The following is an 18194-nucleotide window of genomic DNA, read 5'->3' on the forward strand; positions in this document are numbered from 1 at the left end:
TTCCCATCGTTGTCGGGATAAATCGCACCCAGGATGGCTCCATAGCCGTCGCGGTGGGCGAGTCCGGCATGTACAGCCTGCAAAAGGAACGCGTCAGCCGCCGCAAGCACCACTGGGGCCGGCTCGGCGACCTGCCCGACCGTTACCTGCCCGCCATGCCGCTGCTGAAGGAGCCGGTGGACCTGGTCGTGGAGGGCTACTCGTCGGACACCGAGATCGAGCACGCGCCCGCGTACCAGGAAGAGGTGCGCGAGACGCTCGGGCTCAAGGACGGCGCGCCCATCGTGCTCGTCTCCCACCACCTCAGCCACCTCTACAGCGCCTTCTACCCCTCACCGTTCGAGGAGGCGGCCGGGCTGGTGATCGACGCGCAGGGCAGCCACGTCCGCGACTTCACCGAGGACGTCCCGCTGCCGCCCGGCACCGACGGCGACCTGCTGGAGGTGGCCTCCTTCTACCGGTGCCGGCGCGGGCGCCTGGAATGCCTGGCCAAGCAGCTCTGGGACGGCGACTGGGCCAGGCCCGCCGGGCTCGGCTGCTTCTACGCGCTGCTGACGAAGATGTTGTGGCCGGAGGGCGAGGGCAACGAGGGCAAGGTGATGGGGCTGGCCCCGTTCGGCGACCCCGGCGCGCTCGGCCTGCCCGGCCTCGACGTGCGCGGCCACGAGGTGCACATCCCGGACGCCTGGCTGGAGACGTTCCGGCGCCGCGACGCGTTCGTCTACGAGCCGGGCGGCGAGGAGTTCCGCCGCGCCGCGAACCTCGCCGCCGCCGGCCAGCGCGCCTTCGAGGAGGCGCTCAACCGGGTGGTCGCCTGGCTGCACGCCGAGACCGGCCTCGACGCGCTCGCCTTCGCCGGCGGCACCGCGCTCAACTGCTCCGCCAACGGCCGGCTCATCCGCGAGTCGCCGTTCCGCGAGGTGTTCATCCCGCCCAGCCCGCACGACGGCGGCACGGCCGTCGGCTGCGCCCTGTACGGGCTCATCGCCTGCCTCGGCGTCGACAGCCGCTTCCGCTGGACGGACGACTTCCTCGGCCCCGACCCCGACGAGAGCGACATCGAGGCCGCCGTCCGCGCCCTGCCCGCCGGCCTGTACGCCGAGCAGCCGGCCGACCTCGTGGGCGAGCTGGCCACGCTGCTGGACAGCGGCCGGGTGATCGGGCTGCACCAGGGCCGCAGCGAGTCGGGGCCGCGCGCGCTCGGCAACCGCAGCATCCTCGGCGACCCGCGCAGCCCCGACATGCAGGACTACATCAACTTCGAGGTGAAGGGCCGCGAGTGGTTCCGGCCACTGGCGCCGCTGGTGCTGGCCGAGCACGCCGAGCAGATCTTCGAGGTGGACCGGCCCGCCCCGTTCATGCAGTACGCCGCCGCCGTCCGCCCCGAGCACCGCGACCGGCTGCCGGGGATCACGCACGTGGACGGCACCGCCAGGCTCCAGACGGTCACCCGCGCCACCACCCCGTTCCTGCACGCCCTGCTCAGCCGGTGGCACGAGCGCACCGGCACGCCGGTGCTGGTCAACACCTCGCTGAACGGGCCAGGGGAGCCGCTCACGGAGACGCCGGAGCACTCGATCCAGACGCTCGCCGCGACCGGCATGCACGCGCTGGCGATGCCGCCGTACCTGATCCGCAAGCGGGAGGAGCCGCCGCTGCCGGGCGAGCCCGCCTGACCCGCGGCCGTCAGCCTCAGCCGAGGCGGTCGAGCACGTTCGCCGTGATGCGCTCGACCGCCGGCGAGGTCGCCAGGCCGCGCACCCAGTCGGTGGTGGCGGCGTTGAAGACGGTGCCGCCATCGGTGTAGAGGCCCATGGTGGCGGCCCCGTTGCCGAGCCCCCAGCCGCTCGCCCGCGCATCGCCCACGCCCAGGATCGTGAACCCGGGCGGCGTGCCGTCGGCCCCCGTGGGCACGTGAGGCGGCCCGGCGTCGCGGTCGAACGCGGCGCCGTCGCACTCGTACCCCACCAGGTTCTCCGCCAGCCCGAACACCTCTCCGTCGCGCAGCCCCGTGCCCTCGTACACCCAATGGCCGGCGTGCTGCACCCGGAAGCCCACCGGCACCGGGTGCTCGTCGCGGTCGCGCTCGCCGCCGTTGCGGAAGCTCACGCCGATCAGCTCGTTCTCCGGCGCGCCCGCCTCGTGCCAGAAGCCGACCCGGGAGAAGGTGACGGCGTCGTGGAAGACGACCCGCCACCAGCAGGTGTTGCCGCCGAAGAAGGCCGCGTTCCCGCCGCCCGCCACGTGCCGCGCCACGGCCGCGCGCATGGCGTCGCTCCAGTACTCGTCGTGCCCCGCGCTCACCAGCAGCCGGTACGGCTCCAGCAGCTCCGCCCCCTCCCGGTGCAGGTCCACGTCCGTGCACAGGTCCACCGCGTACCCGTGCCGCTCCAGCCAGGCCACGAACGGGCCGTCCCAATGCACGTACGTCTGGCGCGGTGTCGGGTCGTACGGGTCGAAGTTCGTGATGTCGTACGGCGTCGCGCCCGTGCCGCCGCCCGGCCGGTGCAGCCCCACCCCCGGGGCCAGCCCGCCGGGCACCTCCTCGGGGCGCGGCATGTTGTACAGGCACCAGTGCCCGGCCACCCGCGCGGGGTCGTAGGCGTGGCCGTCGATGAGGTTGTAGGCGTGGTAGGTCAGCAGCGGCAGCTTGTACAGGATGCGGGCCGCCGGCCGCGGGGGACGGACGACGAACAGGGCCTTGGCCTCGCGCCCGTCGGCCGTCGTCCGGTCGGGGTCGGTCCGGTCGCGGCCGCTCTCGTCGCCCTCCACCAGCACCGCCACGTACACGCCGGGCTCGGCGGGGGCCGGCATCGGGTAGGCGGACCAGGCGGGCAGCGGCTCACCGCGCAGCCCCGTGCCCGGACGGCCCCAGTCGTGGGCGGGCAGGTGCGGGGGCGCGTCGGCGCCCGGCAGCCACGGCGACTTCTCGCACAAGGTCAGCCCGTCGCCGCACCGGTGCAGCTCCACCCTGAACCGGGGCGCGTCCGTCGACACGCGCAACGTCACCTCGCCGCCCGCGAACGGGCTCGGCTGCTCTGCGTAACCTCGGATCACACCCTCGGATCCTCACCGCCGCGCGTCCGGCGGAAACCCGGTTCGCGACACGAAATCGCAGGTCAGCGCCGGTCTTGGGTTTCCGGGGCGGGGCCCGGTACGGTCGGTGGCATGCGTGCTCACCGAGCCGGATCGCTGGCACTGGCCCTGCTCGCCGCGCTGTCCACCGGGTGTGGCGGTGGCGGCGGTGCCGTGCCCGCCGCCCGGGAGGCGGCGCTGCCCGCCTCCCCGCCGTCCGGCAGCCCATCGGGTACGGGGGCGCCGCTGGCGGGCAAGACCGTCGTCATCGACCCGGGGCACAACGGCGGCAACGCCGCGCACCCGAAGGAGATCAACCGCCAGGTCGACATCATCACCGGCCGCAAGGCGTGCAACACCACCGGCACCGAGACCGCCGACGGCTACCCCGAGCACGCCTTCACCTGGGACGTCGCCGGCGACCTGAAGCCGATCCTGGAGCGCATGGGCGCCAAGGTCGTGCTCACCCGCCCCGACGACAAGGGCGTGGGCCCGTGCGTCACCGAGCGGGCCGCGATCGGCAACGAGGCCAGGGCGGACGCCGTGCTGTCGATCCACGGCGACGGCGCGGCGCCGGGCGGGCACGGGTTCCACGTGATCATGCCGGGCCTGCTGCGCGGGCACAACGACGACGTGGTCAAGCCGTCGGCGAAGCTCGGCCGCGACATCCGCGACGCCTACCGGGCCGGCACCGGCATGCCGTACGCCACCTACACCGCGAAGAACGGCCTGGCGACCCGCACGGACCTGGGCGGGCTCAACCTGTCGACGCGGCCGGCGGTGTTCATCGAGTGCGGCAACATGCGCAACAAGGGCGACGCCGCCAAGATGTCCGACGCCGCCTTCCGCAAGCGCATGGCTGCCGCGCTCGCCGACGGGATCAGGCGCTACCTGGGCTAGCGTAGGCCCGCAGGAACGCGGCCACCCCGGCGTCCGCCAGCCGGTCGAGGTCGGCCTCGGTGTAGTGGCCGCCGCCGCCCGAGAACATCGCCTTGTTCACGGGGATCCACAGCAGCAGGCCGACGAAGTGCTCGGCGGCCAGGGCCGGGTCGTCCGTGCGCAGCAGGCCGCGCTCGGCCAGCCGTCCGAACGCGGTGGCCATGGTCTCCAGCGAGCGCTCGAAGCCCTGGGCGTACCAGGTGCGGCCGAGGTCGGGGAAGCGGTCGGCCTCGGCGATGACCAGGCGGCGCAGCTTGAGCACGTCGGGGCTCATGATGCGGGCGAGGAACTGGCGGGCCAGCTCGCGCAGGTCCTTCTCCAGGTCGTCGGTGTCCTCCAGGGCCGCCGTGATCATCTTGGCCAGGCCCTCCACCTGGCCGGTGGTGTCCATGATGATGCTGGTGAAGAGCTGTTCCTTGTCGGTGAAGTGCTTGTAGACGGTCTGCTTCGACACGGAGGCCAGTGCGGCCACCTCGTCCATGCTCGTGCCCACGTAGCCGTTGCGCAGGAACACCGGGAGCGCCGCCTCCAGGATCTGCCTGCGCTTGCGTGCCGTCCGGCCGTCCTCTTCCGCTGCCATGACCGCCTCCTCGTTCGCGTACCCAGAACAGTACTAGACAGTTCCGTACCGATGTGAGTACTGTACCGTCTAGTTCCAGCGACGAACAGGGATGGAAACGGACATGAGTGACCTTCAGCAGCAGGTGCAGGCAGCCGCCGACAAGCTCGTCGAGTCGGGCGCGGAGCGCGGGCTCCAGGTGGCCGTCTACCAGGACGGCGTCCAGATCGTGGACGTCGTGGCGGGCGTCGCCGACCATGAAACCGGGCGGCCGGTGACACCAGACACGCCCTTCTACAACTTCTCCATCGGCAAGGGCGCCACCGCCGCCGTCGCCCACGTGCTCGCCGAGCGCGGCCTGTTCGGCTACGACACGCCGGTGGCCGAGCTGTGGCCCGAGTTCGCCCGGCACGGCAAGGAGCGCGTCACCGTCCGGCACGTGCTCTCGCACACGGCCGGCGTGCCTGGCGTGCCGCTCGACACCACGCCCGAGGACGTCTGCGACTGGGGCAAGATGGTCGCCGCCCTGGAGGACGCGGAGCTGTGGTGGGAGCCCGGCACCAAGATGGGCTACCACGCCTACACCTTCGGCTTCATCGTCGGCGAGATCGTCCGGCGGGTGACCGGCAAGCCCATCTCGCAGGTGCTCAAGGAGGACGTGGCGGGGCCGCTCGGGGTGGCCGACGAGCTGTACTTCGGCATGCCGGAGCGCGAGCACGCGCGCCTGGCCCGCCTGGAGGACGCCCCCATGGACCCGTCGGCGTGGGGCGAGATGCCGGCCGACCTGCCCATGTTCAAGGCCGCGCCGATGTCGCTCATGCCGAACGCCGAGCTGGGCAACCGGCCCGACTACCTCTCAGCCGACATCCCCGCCGGCGGCAAGACCTCGGCCAGGGCCATTGCGCGCATGTACGCCGCGCTGCTCGGCGAGGTGGACGGCGTGCGCCTCATCACCCCCGAACGGCTGCGCGAGGCCACCGCCATCGTGTCGAGCGGCGTCGACGAGATCTTCGGCATGCCGTCGGCGTGGGGGCTCGGCTTCGGCATCGGCCGGCCCGGCTCGTCGCCGGAGCAGACGCCGACCGTCTTCGGGATCGGCGGCGCCGGCGGCAGCACGGCCTGGGCCGACACGGCGACCGGCACCACGTTCGCACTGACCAAGAACCGGCTCACCCACGACTTCACGACGGCCGAGCTGATCGGCGACCTCGTCACCGCCGCCCGCTGATGCCGGAAGGGGGCCCGCCGGCGGCGGTGCCTTCCACAGGCTCCCCAGGGTCAGCCGTCGCGGCAGAGGGGCGTGCCGCCGACCACGCAGGCGATGTCGTCGAGCTCACAGCTCAGCAGGGTGCCGTCCATGCCGAGCACGAGCACCAGGTCGCGCCGGGACGGATGGGCCAGCATGACCCGGCCCACGACGCCGTTGTCCAAGATCACGGTAGGGCGGCCTGCCGCGTTGTCCATGCCCTCGTGACTCCTCTCCAGGTCCGGAACGAGCCCCGCGCCGGACCCGTCCCCACCAGGATGCACAGGCCGGGCCCCGGAGCGCATCGGTCATGCGGCGGTAATTCCGTACGCCATGGGGAGGAGTCGGCGGCTCACCTACCGGACCGGTATCAGGGTCGAATGCCCTTGACGGAGACGGCGCGCTCCGGTATGTGAGGCCGGCCGGTCAGTACGACTTGAGCGCGATGTCCGAGGCGTACTTGTCGCCCATCTTCGTCATCAGGCCCATGAGCAGGCTCGACCTGAACATCCAGTTGCGCATGCGGATGCGGGCCGCCGTCGGGGGCGCGAGGAAGGGGCCGGCGTTGCCGTTCCTGGCGATCCTGGCGTACTGCTTGAACAGCCGCTCGTACGCGGCGAAGGCCGCCCGGTGCTCGCCGCCCGCCGCCGCCAGCTCGCCCGCCAGCACGTACGCGCCCACCAGCGCCAGGCCCGAGCCGAACCCGCCCAGCGTGTTGCCGTACCCCGCGTCGCCGAGCAGCGCCACCCGGCCCCGCGCGTAGCGGTCGATCCTGACCTGGCTGATCGAGTCGAGGTAGACGCTGTCGGAGCGGCGCACCGCCTCGATGATGCGCGCCGTCTGCCAGCCCATGCCCTGGTACGCCCGCGCCAGCACCGCCTTCTGCTGCTCGCCGTCGTAGCGGTCGTAGGCCAGCGGCCCGGAGGCGAAGACGAAGAACGCCGGCGCCTTCGGCCCGCCCGTCGCCACCATCCTGCCCGGCTCGTTGTACATCTGCGGCATCGGGCCGAAGTCCTCCTCGACGTCGGCCAGCGCGTAGTAGTAGCCGAGGTGCCGGACATAGTCGGACTCGGGGCCGAAGGCGAGGCGGCGCACGTTGGAATGGATGCCGTCGGCGCCCACGACCAGGTCGTACGTGCGGGGCGCGGTGCGCTCGAAGGTGACCTGGACGCCGCCGGGGGTCTCGGTGAGCGAGGTGATCGAGTCGCCGAAGACGTACTCGCAGTGGGGGGCCGAGCGCTCGTACAGGATCCTGGCCAGGTCGCCGCGCTTGATCTCCAGGTCGCCGGCGGTGAACGCGCCGGGCAGGAGCGCCAGCTTGCGGCCGTTCGCGTCCACGATCTCCTGGTCGGTGCCGCCGGTCTGGAGGCGGCGCACGTCGTCCAGGATGCCCGTGCGGCGCAGCACGGTCAGGTGGGTCTCGCCCTTGAAGTCCACCGCCTGCCCGCCGGGGCGCAGGGCGGGTGCCTTCTCGACGACGGTGACCTGGAAGCCGTGACGGGTGAGCCAGTAGGCGAGGGCGGGGCCGCCGATGCCGGCGCCGGAGATGAGAACGTTTCGCATGTCAGGGAGCTTCGCGAGCACCGCTGACAGCGGGACGACGACCCACTGACAACCCCGCACGCCACTGTCAGCCGGCCACTCCACGAAGAACGGCCAGGGCCTGCTCGCGGCTCATCGCCACGCCCTTCGCGTACGCCGCCGCGAATCCCCCAGGGCCGAGCACCCGCGTGGCGCCGGCGGCGGTCGCGGCCACGTCCCGATCCCCGGCCACGGCCATGCCGCGCACGGCCGCCCCGATCCCGAGCAGCAACGCCGCCCGCTCACCCGCCTCCTGCGACGCCCGGCCCGCGTCCCCAACCGCGTGGCCCGCGTCGCCGGCCGCCCGGGTCGCCTCGTGGAGTGCGTGGGCGGCCAGGCCCTCCGCGACCTCGGCCACGTCGTTGGCCAGCGGGGAGTCCAGCGCGATCGCCAGTGCCTGCGCGTGCAGGCGGGCGGCCCGCTCCACGTCCCCCCGGGCGGCGGCCAGGCGGGCCAGGGCGGTGTGGACGCGGGACCTCATCCCGCCGGCCGTGAAGGCGCCGGTCTCCGAGCCGGACAGTGCCGCCTCCAGCCGCCGCTCCGCCTCGGGGAGGTCGCCCTGGAGCCGCGCGATGTCCCCGAGCTGGAGCTGCACCCAGGCCATCAGCTCCGGCCGCCCCAGCCGCCGCTCCAGCTCGCCGGCCTGCTCGATGTCGGCCCGCGCGGCGCCGGGGTCGCCCGCCCGCCAGTGCGCGTCGGCCCGCCTGCTCAGGACGTCCGCCAGCTCGTCGAGCGCGCCGAGCTCCGCGAACAGGGCGAGGGCCCGGTCCCACAGCTCCATCGCCCGCCGCCAGTCGCCGCGCCAGCTCGCGATCAGGGCCAGCCAGTCGAACGCCTGCCCCATGCCCCACCGCTCGCCCAGCGCCCGGAAGGCCGCCAGCACCCGGTCCATCCCGGACTCGGCGTCGGCGATCCGGCCGCCGTGCAGCAGCATCAGCGCGATGCCGAGCCGGTCGAGCGCCCGGCTCCAGGGGTCTGAGCCGAGCACCAGCTCGCTGGTCCGATCCGCCGGCACCCCGCCGTCGGGCGGGCCCGCGATCATGCCCCACAGCGCCACCCCGAACCGGTAGCGCATCGGCCGCTCCAGCGACGCCACGATCTTCTTCGCCCGCCCCCAGTGCGGCGACCCGGTGTCGGGCACGGCGTGCAGCACCGCCAGCACGTACTCCTCCTCCAGCCCGGCGGGCGGCGTGCCGCCGGTGCCGTCGAGGAGGCGATCGGCGTGCCGGGTGGCCTCGCCGCGCCGCCCGGTCAGCCACCAGTACATGCCCAGCGTGCCCACCAGCCGCCACGCCGTCGGCGGGTCGTGCTCGACGCTCCAGCGCAGCGCCGACTGCAGGTTGGCGTTGTCGGCGGACAGCCGGGCCAGCCAGTCGAGTTGCTCGCCGCGGTAGAGGTGGTCGTGGGCGTTCGCGGCGAACTCCAGGAACCACGCGGCGTGCGCCTGCCGCAGCCGCTCCTCCTCGCCCGCCTCCGCCAGCCGCTCCAGGCAGAACAGGCGGATGGTGTCGAGCATCTGGTAACGCTCGCCGTCGGTCTCGACCAGCGACTTGTCCACCAGATCCGCCAGCCCGTCGGCCAGGTCCGTCGGCCCATCGGTCGCGCCGCAGACGCGTTCGGCCGCCTCCAGCGTCGCGCCGCCCGTGAACACCGACAGGCGCCTGGCCAGCGCCTGCTCCTCGGGCCCGAGCAGGCTCCAGCTCCACTCCACCACCGCGCGCAGCGTCTGGTGGCGGGCGGCGGCGGTGCGGTCGCCGCGCGACAGCAGCCGGAAGCGGCCGTGCTCGGCCAGCCGGTCGGCGATCTCCGCCACCCCGGACGTGCGCACCCGCGCCGCCGCCAGCTCGATCGCCAGCGGCAGCCCGTCGAGCGCGGCGCAGATCCGCAGCACCGCGTCCAGGTTGCCGGGGTCGAGCGCGAACCCCTGCCGCACGGCCGCCGCCCGGTCGGCGAACAGCCGGACCGCCGGGTAGCTCAACGGGTCCCGCGCGTCGGGCGGCGGGGTGGGCAGCGGCGAGAGCGGGACGATGTGCTCGCCGGTGATGCCCAGCGGCTCCCTGCTGGTGGCCAGGATCGACACGCCGGGGCACTGGGCGAGCAGGCGCCGGGCCAGCGCGGCGGCCTCGTCTATGACGTGCTCGCAGTTGTCGAGGACGAGCCGCAGCTCCTGCCCGGCCAGCGCGGCGACCAGCCGCTCCACCGGATCGGGCCCACCGGCGGCGGCCGGCCTGAGCGCCGGCTCCCGCAGCCCGAGCGCCCCGAGCACGACCTGCGCCACCTGCCCGCTCGCAACGGCCCCCCTCGGCCCGTCCACGAGCGACAGGTCCACGAACGCCACCGCACCGGCCGGGTGGGTGGTGGATTCGATGGCGAGGCGGGTCTTGCCGGTGCCGCCCGGCCCCACGATGGTGACCAGCCGGGCCGAGCCCAGCGCGGCCAGCCGGGCCAGCTCCTCCTCGCGCCCCACGAAGCTGGTGAGCTGCGCGGGCACCCCCGTCCGGACGGCGGCGGGCCGCGCGGGCGGGCCGCCCGGGTCGGGATGCCCGCGCAGGATCTCCAGGTGCAGGGCGGCGAGCGAGGGTGACGGGTCGGCGCCGAGCTCGTCGGCGAGCAGCCGCCGCCCTTCCTCGTACGCGGCCAGCGCCTCGGCCGGCCGCCCCGCCGCGTGCAGGGCCCGCATGAGCAGCTCGCGACCCCGTTCGCGCAGGGGATGGGCGGCGACCAGCTCGCGCAGCCCGGCGGCGGGCCGGGCGTCGGGGAGTGACAGCTCGGCCTCGTACAGGTCTTCGGTGGCGGTGAGCCGCAGCTCCTCCAGCCGCACGGCCTGCGGCTGCGCGAAGGGCGCGCCGGCGACGTCGGCGAAGGCGGGGCCGCGCCACAGCGCGAGCGCTTCCCGCAGCAGCGCGGCGGCCTGGGCGGGCAGCCCGGCGGCGAGCAGGCGGCGCCCTTCGCGGGTCAGCCGTTCAAAGCGGTGGGCGTCCACGGTGTCGGGCTCGGCGGCCAGCCGGTAGCCGGTGCCGTGGAACTCGATGAGACCGGCGGGCAGGTGCCGCCTGAGCCGGGACACCTGCGCCTGGACGGCGTTGGCCGCGCCGGCCGGGGGCCGGTCGCCGTACTGGCCGTCGATGAGCCGTTCGACGCTGACCAGCCGTCCCGCGTCGAGCAGCAGCATGGCCAGCAGGGCGCGCGGCCGGGGCCCGCCGACGGCGACGGGGCCGCCGGCGGCGTCCCATACGGCGAGCGGACCGAGGACACCGAACTGCACGCCCCCGATTGTCCCCCACCTCACCTGGCGAAACGGAATTATCGGTATGCCTACCGATGCACATACGTATTTTCCCGCCGTCACGGAGGGCTTAGCGTCGGGCGGCATCAAGGCGAAACGGCCCGCTCGTCATCCTCCAAGCACCCCCCATCACCCCCCATTTCCCTGACGCCGGCGCGAACCCAGGAGACCCCGGGTCACGCGCGGGCCGCCGCCCGCCCACCAGCGCGCGGCGGCCCAGGGAAAGCGCCGAAAGGAGCAAGACAGCCGTGAAACGCAGAGCCTTACTCGCCGCGGTCGTCGGCATCGCCACGGCCGCGACCGTCGTGTCACCCGCGCACGCCGCCCCTCCGGGAGCGGCCAAATCCCAGGAGAGCGCCGCGGCGGCGGCGGCCGATCCCGCCTCGCTCGCGGCGGCGGTGGCGGACAAGGCCGTCGCCAGCCAGGTGGACGAGCTCACCAGGGGTCCGGACGAGGCTTACAGCAGGGTCTCGGTGACGCCGGGCGCGAGCGACATGTTCTACGTGGCGTACGAGCGTACGTACAAGGGGCTGCCCGTGGTCGGCGGCGACGCCGTCGTGGTCACCGACGCGGCGGGGCACGTCAGGGACACGGCGGCGGCGTCCGGGCCGAGCCCGCGCGGCCTGTCGACCAGGGCCGCGATCACCGCCGGCCGCGCCACCGAGGTCGCGAGGACGAAGCTGGAGCGGGTGGACGACACGGCGGAGCCGCGCCTGGTCGTGCTGGCCTGGGGCGAGCGGCCCCGGCTGGCGTGGGAGGCCGTGGTCAGCGGCGTGGCGGCCGGGAAGCCGAGCATCCAGCACGTGTTCGTGGACGCGCGGACCGGGAAGGTCGCCGACTCCTACGACCTCGTCCGCGCCGGCACCGGCACCGGCTACTACTACGGCCAGGTGACGATCGGCACGAGCGGGTCCGGCAGCTCGTACTCGATGACCGACTCCTCCAGGCCCGGCATCCAGTGCGGCGGGCAGAGCGGCAGCGCCTACACCGGCACGGACGACGCGTGGGGCAACGGCTCCGGCACCAACCTGGAGACGGCGTGCGTGGACGCCCTCTACAGCGTGCAGCGCGAGTGGGACATGCTGCGCGACTGGCTGGGCCGCAACGGCATCAACGGCAGCGGTCGCGGCTTCCCCGCCCGGGTCGGGCTGGCGGACGTGAACGCGTACTGGAACGGCAGCTACACGAACTTCGGCCACAACCAGGCCAACACGCAGCAGGCGACCCCGATCGACGTGGTGGCCCACGAGTTCGGGCACGCGATCTTCCAGACCACGCCGGGCGGCGCCGGCTCCGGCAACGAGAACGGCGGCATCAACGAGGGCACCGGCGACATCTTCGGCGCGCTCACCGAGCACTACGCGAACAACCCCAACGACCCGCCGGACTACCTGGTCGGCGAGGAGGTCAACCTGGTCGGGCAGGGGCCGATCAGGAACATGTACAACCCGGGCGCGCTCGGCGACCCGAACTGCTGGTCATCCTCGATCCCGAACACCGAGGTGCACGCGGCGGCAGGCCCGCTGAACCACTGGTTCTACCTGCTGGCCGAGGGCAACAACCCGGGCGGCGGCAAGCCGTCCAGCCCGATCTGCTCCGGCGGGCCCTCGTCGGTCACCGGCGTCGGCATCCAGAACGCCGGCAAGATCTTCATGGGCGCGCTCGGCAGGAAGACCTCGTCGTGGCGGTACACGAACGTCCGCGCCGCCTCGGTCGCGGCCGCCGTCGAGCTGTTCGGCGCGAACAGCGCGGAGTGCAACACCACCAAGGCCGCGTGGAGCGCGGTGAGCGTGGCGGCCACGTCGGGCGAGCCCGCGTGCGGCACGCCGGGCAACAACGACTTCTCGCTCACGCTCAACCCGTCGTCCGGCAGCGCGACGCCCGGCCAGCAGGTCACGGCCACGGTCAACACGCAGACCACGTCGGGCAGCGCGCAGACGGTGACCCTGTCGGCCTCCGGCGCGCCGTCCGGGACGACGGTGAGCTTCAGCCCCACGTCCGTGACCTCGGGCGGCTCCGCCACGATGACCGTGCGGACCGGCTCGGCCACGCCGCAGGGCACGTACCCGATCACCGTGACCGGCGCCGGCACGACCTCGCACAGCGCCACCTACACGCTCACGGTCGGCCAGGGGCCGAACCCCGGTGACCCGCCGGACGTCAGCCTCACCAACGTCAAGGCGCACCTGACGCAGCTCCAGTCGATCGCCACCGCGAACGGCGGCACCCGCCGCTCCACGGGCAACGGCTACCTGCAGTCGGTGTCGTACATCGAGGAGAAGCTGCGCGCGGCCGGCTACACCGTCACCAGGCAGAGCTGCACCACCTCCTACTGCAGCAGCGGCGCGGGCCCGAACCTGATCGCCGACTGGCCCGGAGGCGACGCGAACCAGGTCATCATGTCCGGGGCGCACCTCGACAGCGTGGCCGCCGGGCCCGGCATCAACGACAACGGCTCAGGCTCGGCCAACCTCCTCGAGGTCGCGCTGACCCTCGCGCAGCGCAACCCGACGCTGGCCAAGCACGTGCGGTTCGGCTGGTGGACGGACGAGGAGCAGGGGCTCAACGGCTCGGAGTACTACGTGGCCTCGCTCAGCTCCACCGAGCGGTCGCGGATCCAGGTCTACTACAACTACGACATGACCGGCTCCACCAACGGCGGCTACTTCATCAACAACATCAACACCACCGGGGCCGCGTACCTGAAGGAGTTCTACGACCGGCTGAGCCTCCAGCCCGAGGAGAACGTCGAAGGCGCCAACCGCTCCGACGACGCCTCCTTCCGCAACGCCGGCATCGCCAGCTCCGGCGTCGCCGCCGGCGCCAGCGCCACCAAGACTTCGGCGCAGGCCGCCAAGTGGGGCGGCACGGCGGGGCGCGCGTACGACTCCTGCTACCACTCCGCCTGCGACACCACCAGCAACATCAACGACACCGTCCTCGACCGGGCGGCCGACGCGGCCATGTACGCCATCTGGAAGCAGGCGGTCGGCGGCACCCCGCCCACCCGCGACTTCTCGATGACGGCGAGCCCGGCGAGCGGCACCGTCCAGGCCGGCTCACCGGCCACCTCCACCATCGGCACCAGCACCACGGCCGGCACCGCCCAGACCGTGAACCTGTCGGCCGGCGGGCTGCCGTCCGGCGCCGCCGCCACCTTCAACCCGGCCTCGGTGACCTCCGGCGGGTCGGCCACGCTGACCATCACGACCGCGCCCACCACCCCCGCCGGTAACTACACCGTCACGGTGACCGGCACCGGCGAGACGGCCACGCACACGACGACGTACGCGCTGACCGTCCAGGGCACCTCGGGCGGCCGGACGTTCACCAACGACACCGACTACCCGATCCAGGACTACGCCAACACCCAGAGCTCGATCACCTCCACCGCGACGGGCACCGCGACCTCGCCGGTCCGGCTGTCCATCACGATCAGCCACACGTGCGCGGAGGACCTCGACATCTGGCTGCGCGGGCCCAACGGCACCTGGTACGCGGTCGACCGGTACGGCGGCACGACCTGCACCGAGTACGGCACCAGGACGTTCTCCGTCCCGGTGAGCCAGCAGGCGGCCGGCACGTGGGTGCTCGACATCGAGGACGTCTACTCCGGTGACACCGGCTACCTCGACTCGTGGAGCATCACGGTCTGACCGCTTCCCTCAGGACTCGGGGGTGACGGGCCCCGGCCGGTGCTCCGGCCGGGGCTCTCTCACCTCCGCCCGCGTGCGCACGCCGAGCTTCTGCAGCACGCGGGCCACGTGGGTGTCCACCGTGCGCTGCGACAGGAACAGCACCTCGGCGATCTCCCTGTTCGTCCGGCCGAGCGCGACCAGCCTGGCCACCTCGCTCTCGCGCGGCGACAACACCCCGCCGCCGCCCCTCCTGCTCCGCCGCGCGACCGGCCGCCCGGGGCCCAGCTCCCGCAGCAGCCGCCGGCACCGGGCCGCGTCATGCGTCGCCCCGAGCGCCGCATACCGCTCGGCGGCCTCCGCGATCAGATCGGCGGCCCGCTCCCGCTGACCGCCCGGCTCGCGGTCGATGGCGCGCTCTCGCTGGCCGTTCCGCTCGCGGTCGGCGGCGCGCTCGCGCTGGGCGGTCCGGTCCTGGTCCGCGAGGGTGAGCCGCGCGCCCGCCTCCAGCTCGGCGGTCCGTGCCGCCGCATAGGGGCGCGGCATCGCGAGGTACGCGGCCCGCGCCCGCGCGTAGCGGCGGGCGGCCTCGTCGCAGGCGCCCGCGGCGCCGGCCAGGGCCCCCCGGGCCAGGTCGAGCCCGGCGTGCGCGGACGGCGCGTTCCTGCCCTCGATGCCGGCCGCGAACTCGGCGACCAGCCCCGCCGCCGCCTCCGAGCGGCCCGCCTTGAGCAGCGCGGTGACGGCCGCGGGGACGAGCTGGTCGCCCCACACCCACACCCCCTTGCGCCGAAGCCGGGTCACCGCGAGGTCGGCCGCCGCCAGCGCGGGCTCCAGGGCGCCCCTGGTCAGGTGCAGCTCGACGAGCCCGCTCGACCCGGCCACGGCGACCGGCAGGAACCCGGAGTCGAGGTCCCGCACGCCGGCCGCCTCCAGGTGCTCGCCGGCCTCGTCCCACTCGCCCCTGGCCAGGGCCAGGACGCCGAGCGCGAGCCGGGCCTCGACGGCCAGCAGCGGCGCCTCGTACGTCATCTCGACGGCGGCCAGCGCCCGCTCGCGCAGCCCGTCCCAGCGGCCGGTGAGCAGGTCGAGCCGGATGGACGACATCTCGACCAGGAACGCCGGGTACAGGGCGCCGGTCTCCTCGGCGACGCGCCTGCTGCGCTCGGCGAACCTCCCGGCGGCGGCGTAGTGGCCGAGGGCGAGCGCGGCGTCGTACAGGTTGGAGTAGCCGCGGGCCACCTGGCGGCGTACGGCGGTGGACGGGTCGTTGACCGGCAGCGTGCCGGCCAGCTCGAACGCGTCGGGCGAGCCGACCAGCATGGCCATGCTGACCTTGTTGGCCTGGACGGCGGCCGTCAGCTCCGGGTCCTGACCCTCCACCAGCAGTTTCTCCGCCTGCGTCATCCATTCCTCGTGCATGGCCAGCGGCTCGCCGCCCCACACGGGCATGGCCAGCAGGGCCAGGCCGCGGGCGGCCAGCGAGGGGCTGTCGGCCAGGTCGGGGAGGGCGGCGAGGATCTCCTGGCGGCCGGCGGTGATCGCGCCGGCCTGGTTGGACAGCAGGACGCCGAGGTTGAGCCGGGCCTCGCCGCGTACCCGGGGGGAGAGGAAGTCGTCGGACAGGAGGTGGCGCAGGATGCGGACGACGCGGCGGTGCGACAGGCCGATGGCGGCGACGCGGCTGAGCCGCAGCGCCAGCGGGCCGCGCGCCTGCGTGGGCAGCTTCGGGTCGGCGAGCAGGCCGTCCAGCAGCTCGACGGCGAGGGGGATGTCGCCGATGGCGGCGGCGTGGTCGGCGGCGGCGGCGCCGTGCCGCTGCCAGGCGGCGACGTCGCCGGCGTGGCGGGCGTGGTGGGCGAGCTGGACGAGGGGCGGCGGGTCCAGCGCGGCCAGGGCGGCCATGGCGCGGCGGTGCGCGAGCCGCCGGTCGGGGCCGGGGATGGCGTCGTAGACGGCCTGCTGGGCGAGGGTGTGGCGGAAGCCGTACAGGCCGTCGGGCTGCTCGCGCAGCACGCCGGCCTGGAGCGCCTCGCTCAGCCCGGATCCGCCCGAGACGGTGGTGATGAGCGGTTCGTCCGCGGGGAGCCGCAGGACGGCGGCGGCGTGGACGGCGTGCAGGGCGGCCGGCGACAGGCCGGTGAGGCGCTCGGCCATGGCCTCGCGCAGCAGCACGGGCACGCCCATCCGGTCGAGCGCTTCGGGCTCGGGCAGGCGGCCCTCGCCGTCGAGGAGCGAGCGCACGACCTCCTCGATCACGAACGGCACCCCGGCCGTGCGCTCGTGCAGCTTGCGGGCGAAGGCCGCGGAGATCCCGGAGCCCCCGGAGCCCCCGGAGCTCCCGGAGCTCCCGGCGAGTGCGGCCGGCCCGGAAGGCCCGTCAGGCGCCGACGCGAGCAGCGTTCCCGCGAGGCTGCGCACGTCCTCGACGTCGAGCGGGGTCAGCGAGATCACCTCGCTGCGCACGCCGGGCGTGCGCCGGTAGGCGTGCCCGAACGGCAGCCCCGGCACCGGCAGGTCCTCCCGCCGGAACGTCACGACGAGCGCCAGCCCCTCGGGCGGCTGGTCGGTGAGGAAGCGCAGCAGGTCGCGGGTGCCGTCGTCGGCCCAGTGCAGGTCCTCGACGACGAGCACGACGGGCCCGGCGGCGCCGAGCAGGGCGTGCACGGCGCGGAAGAGGTGGTGCCGCTCGGCGCGCGGGTCGCCCATGGGCGGCGGGGTGGGCGCGGGCGGCAGGTGCCCGGCCAGCTCGGGCAGGTAGCCGCGCAGCGCCCCGGTGACGGGGCTGAGCCGGTCGCGCTCGGGCAGGGCGGCCGCGACGTGCCGCAGCGCGTCGAACACGGGCCCGTACGGGAACGGCTCGCGGATCTGGTGACAGTGCCCGATCAGCACGGTCGCTTCGGTGAGCGGGCCGATCGCGGCTCGGACGAGGCTGGTCTTGCCGATCCCCGCCTCGCCCTGCACCTGGATGACGGCGGGCGGGCAGGTGATGGCGCCGATGAGTAATCGCAGGGGGGCGTCGCGCCCGACCAGCGCAGGAGAAGCCAGGCTTGCCATCGGGGTCTCCGTAACAGTGGCAGGTTCTCTCCATTCACCTCGCGAGTGTGCTGGCTTCTCACTGTTTCGTCCATCGCCTGTCGGATCGGTTCGTCAGATCCGCGTTTCGTGTCCCGTACATGATCTTGATGGGTGATAATGATCTTGTGCGAGCCCTGACCGCAGCCGGGGCTCGCACGCCTGCCGCAGGTAGGCTGGGCCCATCATGGAGACCACCGTGGGGCTGCGGGAACGCAAGAAGGCCGAGACCCGGCAGGCCGTGCACGAGGCGGCCCTGCGGCTCGTGGTCGAGCACGGCCTCGACGCCGTCACCGTCGAGGCGATCGCCGACGCCGCCAACATCTCGCGCCGCACGTTCTCCAACTACTTCTCCGGCAAGGAGGACGCGCTCCTCTACGGCGAGGAGCAGCGCATCCGGGCCCTGGTGGAGCAGGTGCGCGCCCAGCCAGAGGGGCTGACGGCCTGGCAGGCGCTGCGGGCCTCCATCGAGGACCTGCACCGGGAGCTGGGGGAGCCGGAGCGCGAGTGGGCGCTGCGCACCCGCCTCGCCAAGCGCCACCCCTCGCTCCTGGCCCGCCAGCTCGCCAACCACGCGGCGCTCGAACGCGACCTGGCCGAGGCCGTCGCCGGGCGGGAGAGCGCGGTGCCGGGGCGGGTGCTGGCGGCGGCCTTCCTGGTGGGGCTGCGGGTGTCCACCCACGTGTGGACGGAGGAGCACGAGGCCCGCACGTTGCGCGAGGTCATGAACGAGACCCTCGACCACCTCGCCCAGCCGTTCGCCTGACGACGTGCGAGCGCCCGCCCCCGCGGTGCTCG

General features: G+C 73.9%; 11 protein-coding genes. 5 read left to right on the forward strand and 6 right to left on the reverse strand.

From position 1 onward, the window contains the following. Nucleotides 1-68: 68 nt before the first annotated feature. Nucleotides 69-1676: a carbamoyltransferase family protein gene (locus tag HCN51_RS32820; RefSeq protein WP_240973483.1), complete on the forward strand. Its 1608-nt coding sequence runs from the start codon at nucleotides 69-71 to the stop codon at nucleotides 1674-1676. Between the two features lie 16 nt (nucleotides 1677-1692). On the opposite strand, the gene HCN51_RS32825 is transcribed toward HCN51_RS32820, so the two are convergent. Next, nucleotides 1693-3057 (reverse strand): N,N-dimethylformamidase beta subunit family domain-containing protein, encoded by a 1365-nt coding sequence (locus tag HCN51_RS32825; protein ID WP_168014836.1) that lies wholly within the window; start codon nucleotides 3055-3057, stop codon nucleotides 1693-1695. Between the two features lie 111 nt (nucleotides 3058-3168). Here HCN51_RS32825 and HCN51_RS32830 point away from each other — a divergent pair, with 111 nt between their 5' ends. After that, complete coding sequence (locus tag HCN51_RS32830) at nucleotides 3169-3975, forward strand: N-acetylmuramoyl-L-alanine amidase (RefSeq protein WP_168014838.1); 807 nt, start codon at nucleotides 3169-3171, stop codon at nucleotides 3973-3975. Here the strand turns inward: HCN51_RS32830 and HCN51_RS32835 are convergent. After that, entirely contained in the window at nucleotides 3956-4594 is a 639-nt protein-coding gene (locus HCN51_RS32835; RefSeq protein ID WP_080044482.1) for a TetR/AcrR family transcriptional regulator, read from the reverse strand. The genes HCN51_RS32830 and HCN51_RS32835 overlap by 20 nt on opposite strands. A gap of 103 nt (nucleotides 4595-4697) precedes the next feature. On the opposite strand from HCN51_RS32835, the gene HCN51_RS32840 reads away from it, so the two are divergent. Then, nucleotides 4698-5801 (forward strand): serine hydrolase domain-containing protein, encoded by a 1104-nt coding sequence (locus tag HCN51_RS32840; RefSeq protein ID WP_168014840.1) that lies wholly within the window; start codon nucleotides 4698-4700, stop codon nucleotides 5799-5801. A gap of 50 nt (nucleotides 5802-5851) precedes the next feature. Here HCN51_RS32840 and HCN51_RS32845 read toward each other — a convergent pair whose 3' ends face one another. The 3 genes from HCN51_RS32845 to HCN51_RS32855 form a co-directional block, all read right to left on the reverse strand. Then, nucleotides 5852-6037: a hypothetical protein gene (locus HCN51_RS32845; RefSeq protein WP_080044484.1), complete on the reverse strand. Its 186-nt coding sequence runs from the start codon at nucleotides 6035-6037 to the stop codon at nucleotides 5852-5854. A gap of 208 nt (nucleotides 6038-6245) precedes the next feature. Beyond that, nucleotides 6246-7382, reverse strand: a complete 1137-nt coding sequence (locus HCN51_RS32850) for an FAD-dependent monooxygenase (RefSeq protein ID WP_168014842.1) — start codon at nucleotides 7380-7382, stop codon at nucleotides 6246-6248. A 67-nt stretch (nucleotides 7383-7449) separates the two neighbouring features. Next, nucleotides 7450-10665 (reverse strand): BTAD domain-containing putative transcriptional regulator, encoded by a 3216-nt coding sequence (locus HCN51_RS32855; RefSeq protein ID WP_168014844.1) that lies wholly within the window; start codon nucleotides 10663-10665, stop codon nucleotides 7450-7452. Between the two features lie 269 nt (nucleotides 10666-10934). Here HCN51_RS32855 and HCN51_RS32860 point away from each other — a divergent pair, with 269 nt between their 5' ends. Then, the gene (locus tag HCN51_RS32860) at nucleotides 10935-14342 is read left to right on the forward strand and encodes a M28 family peptidase (protein WP_168014846.1); all 3408 of its coding nucleotides are present in this window, start codon (nucleotides 10935-10937) and stop codon (nucleotides 14340-14342) included. 9 nt (nucleotides 14343-14351) lie between these two features. Here the strand turns inward: HCN51_RS32860 and HCN51_RS32865 are convergent, their stop codons facing one another. Further along, nucleotides 14352-17378 (reverse strand): AAA family ATPase, encoded by a 3027-nt coding sequence (locus tag HCN51_RS32865; protein ID WP_168014848.1) that lies wholly within the window; start codon nucleotides 17376-17378, stop codon nucleotides 14352-14354. A 205-nt stretch (nucleotides 17379-17583) separates the two neighbouring features. Between HCN51_RS32865 and HCN51_RS32870 the strand changes: the two genes are divergently transcribed. Next, nucleotides 17584-18162 (forward strand): TetR/AcrR family transcriptional regulator, encoded by a 579-nt coding sequence (locus tag HCN51_RS32870; protein ID WP_168014850.1) that lies wholly within the window; start codon nucleotides 17584-17586, stop codon nucleotides 18160-18162. Nucleotides 18163-18194 lie beyond the last annotated feature (32 nt).

The sequence above is a fragment of the Nonomuraea composti genome (genome assembly GCF_012034275.1).
GTDB classification, from domain to species: Bacteria; Actinomycetota; Actinomycetes; order Streptosporangiales; family Streptosporangiaceae; genus Nonomuraea; species Nonomuraea composti.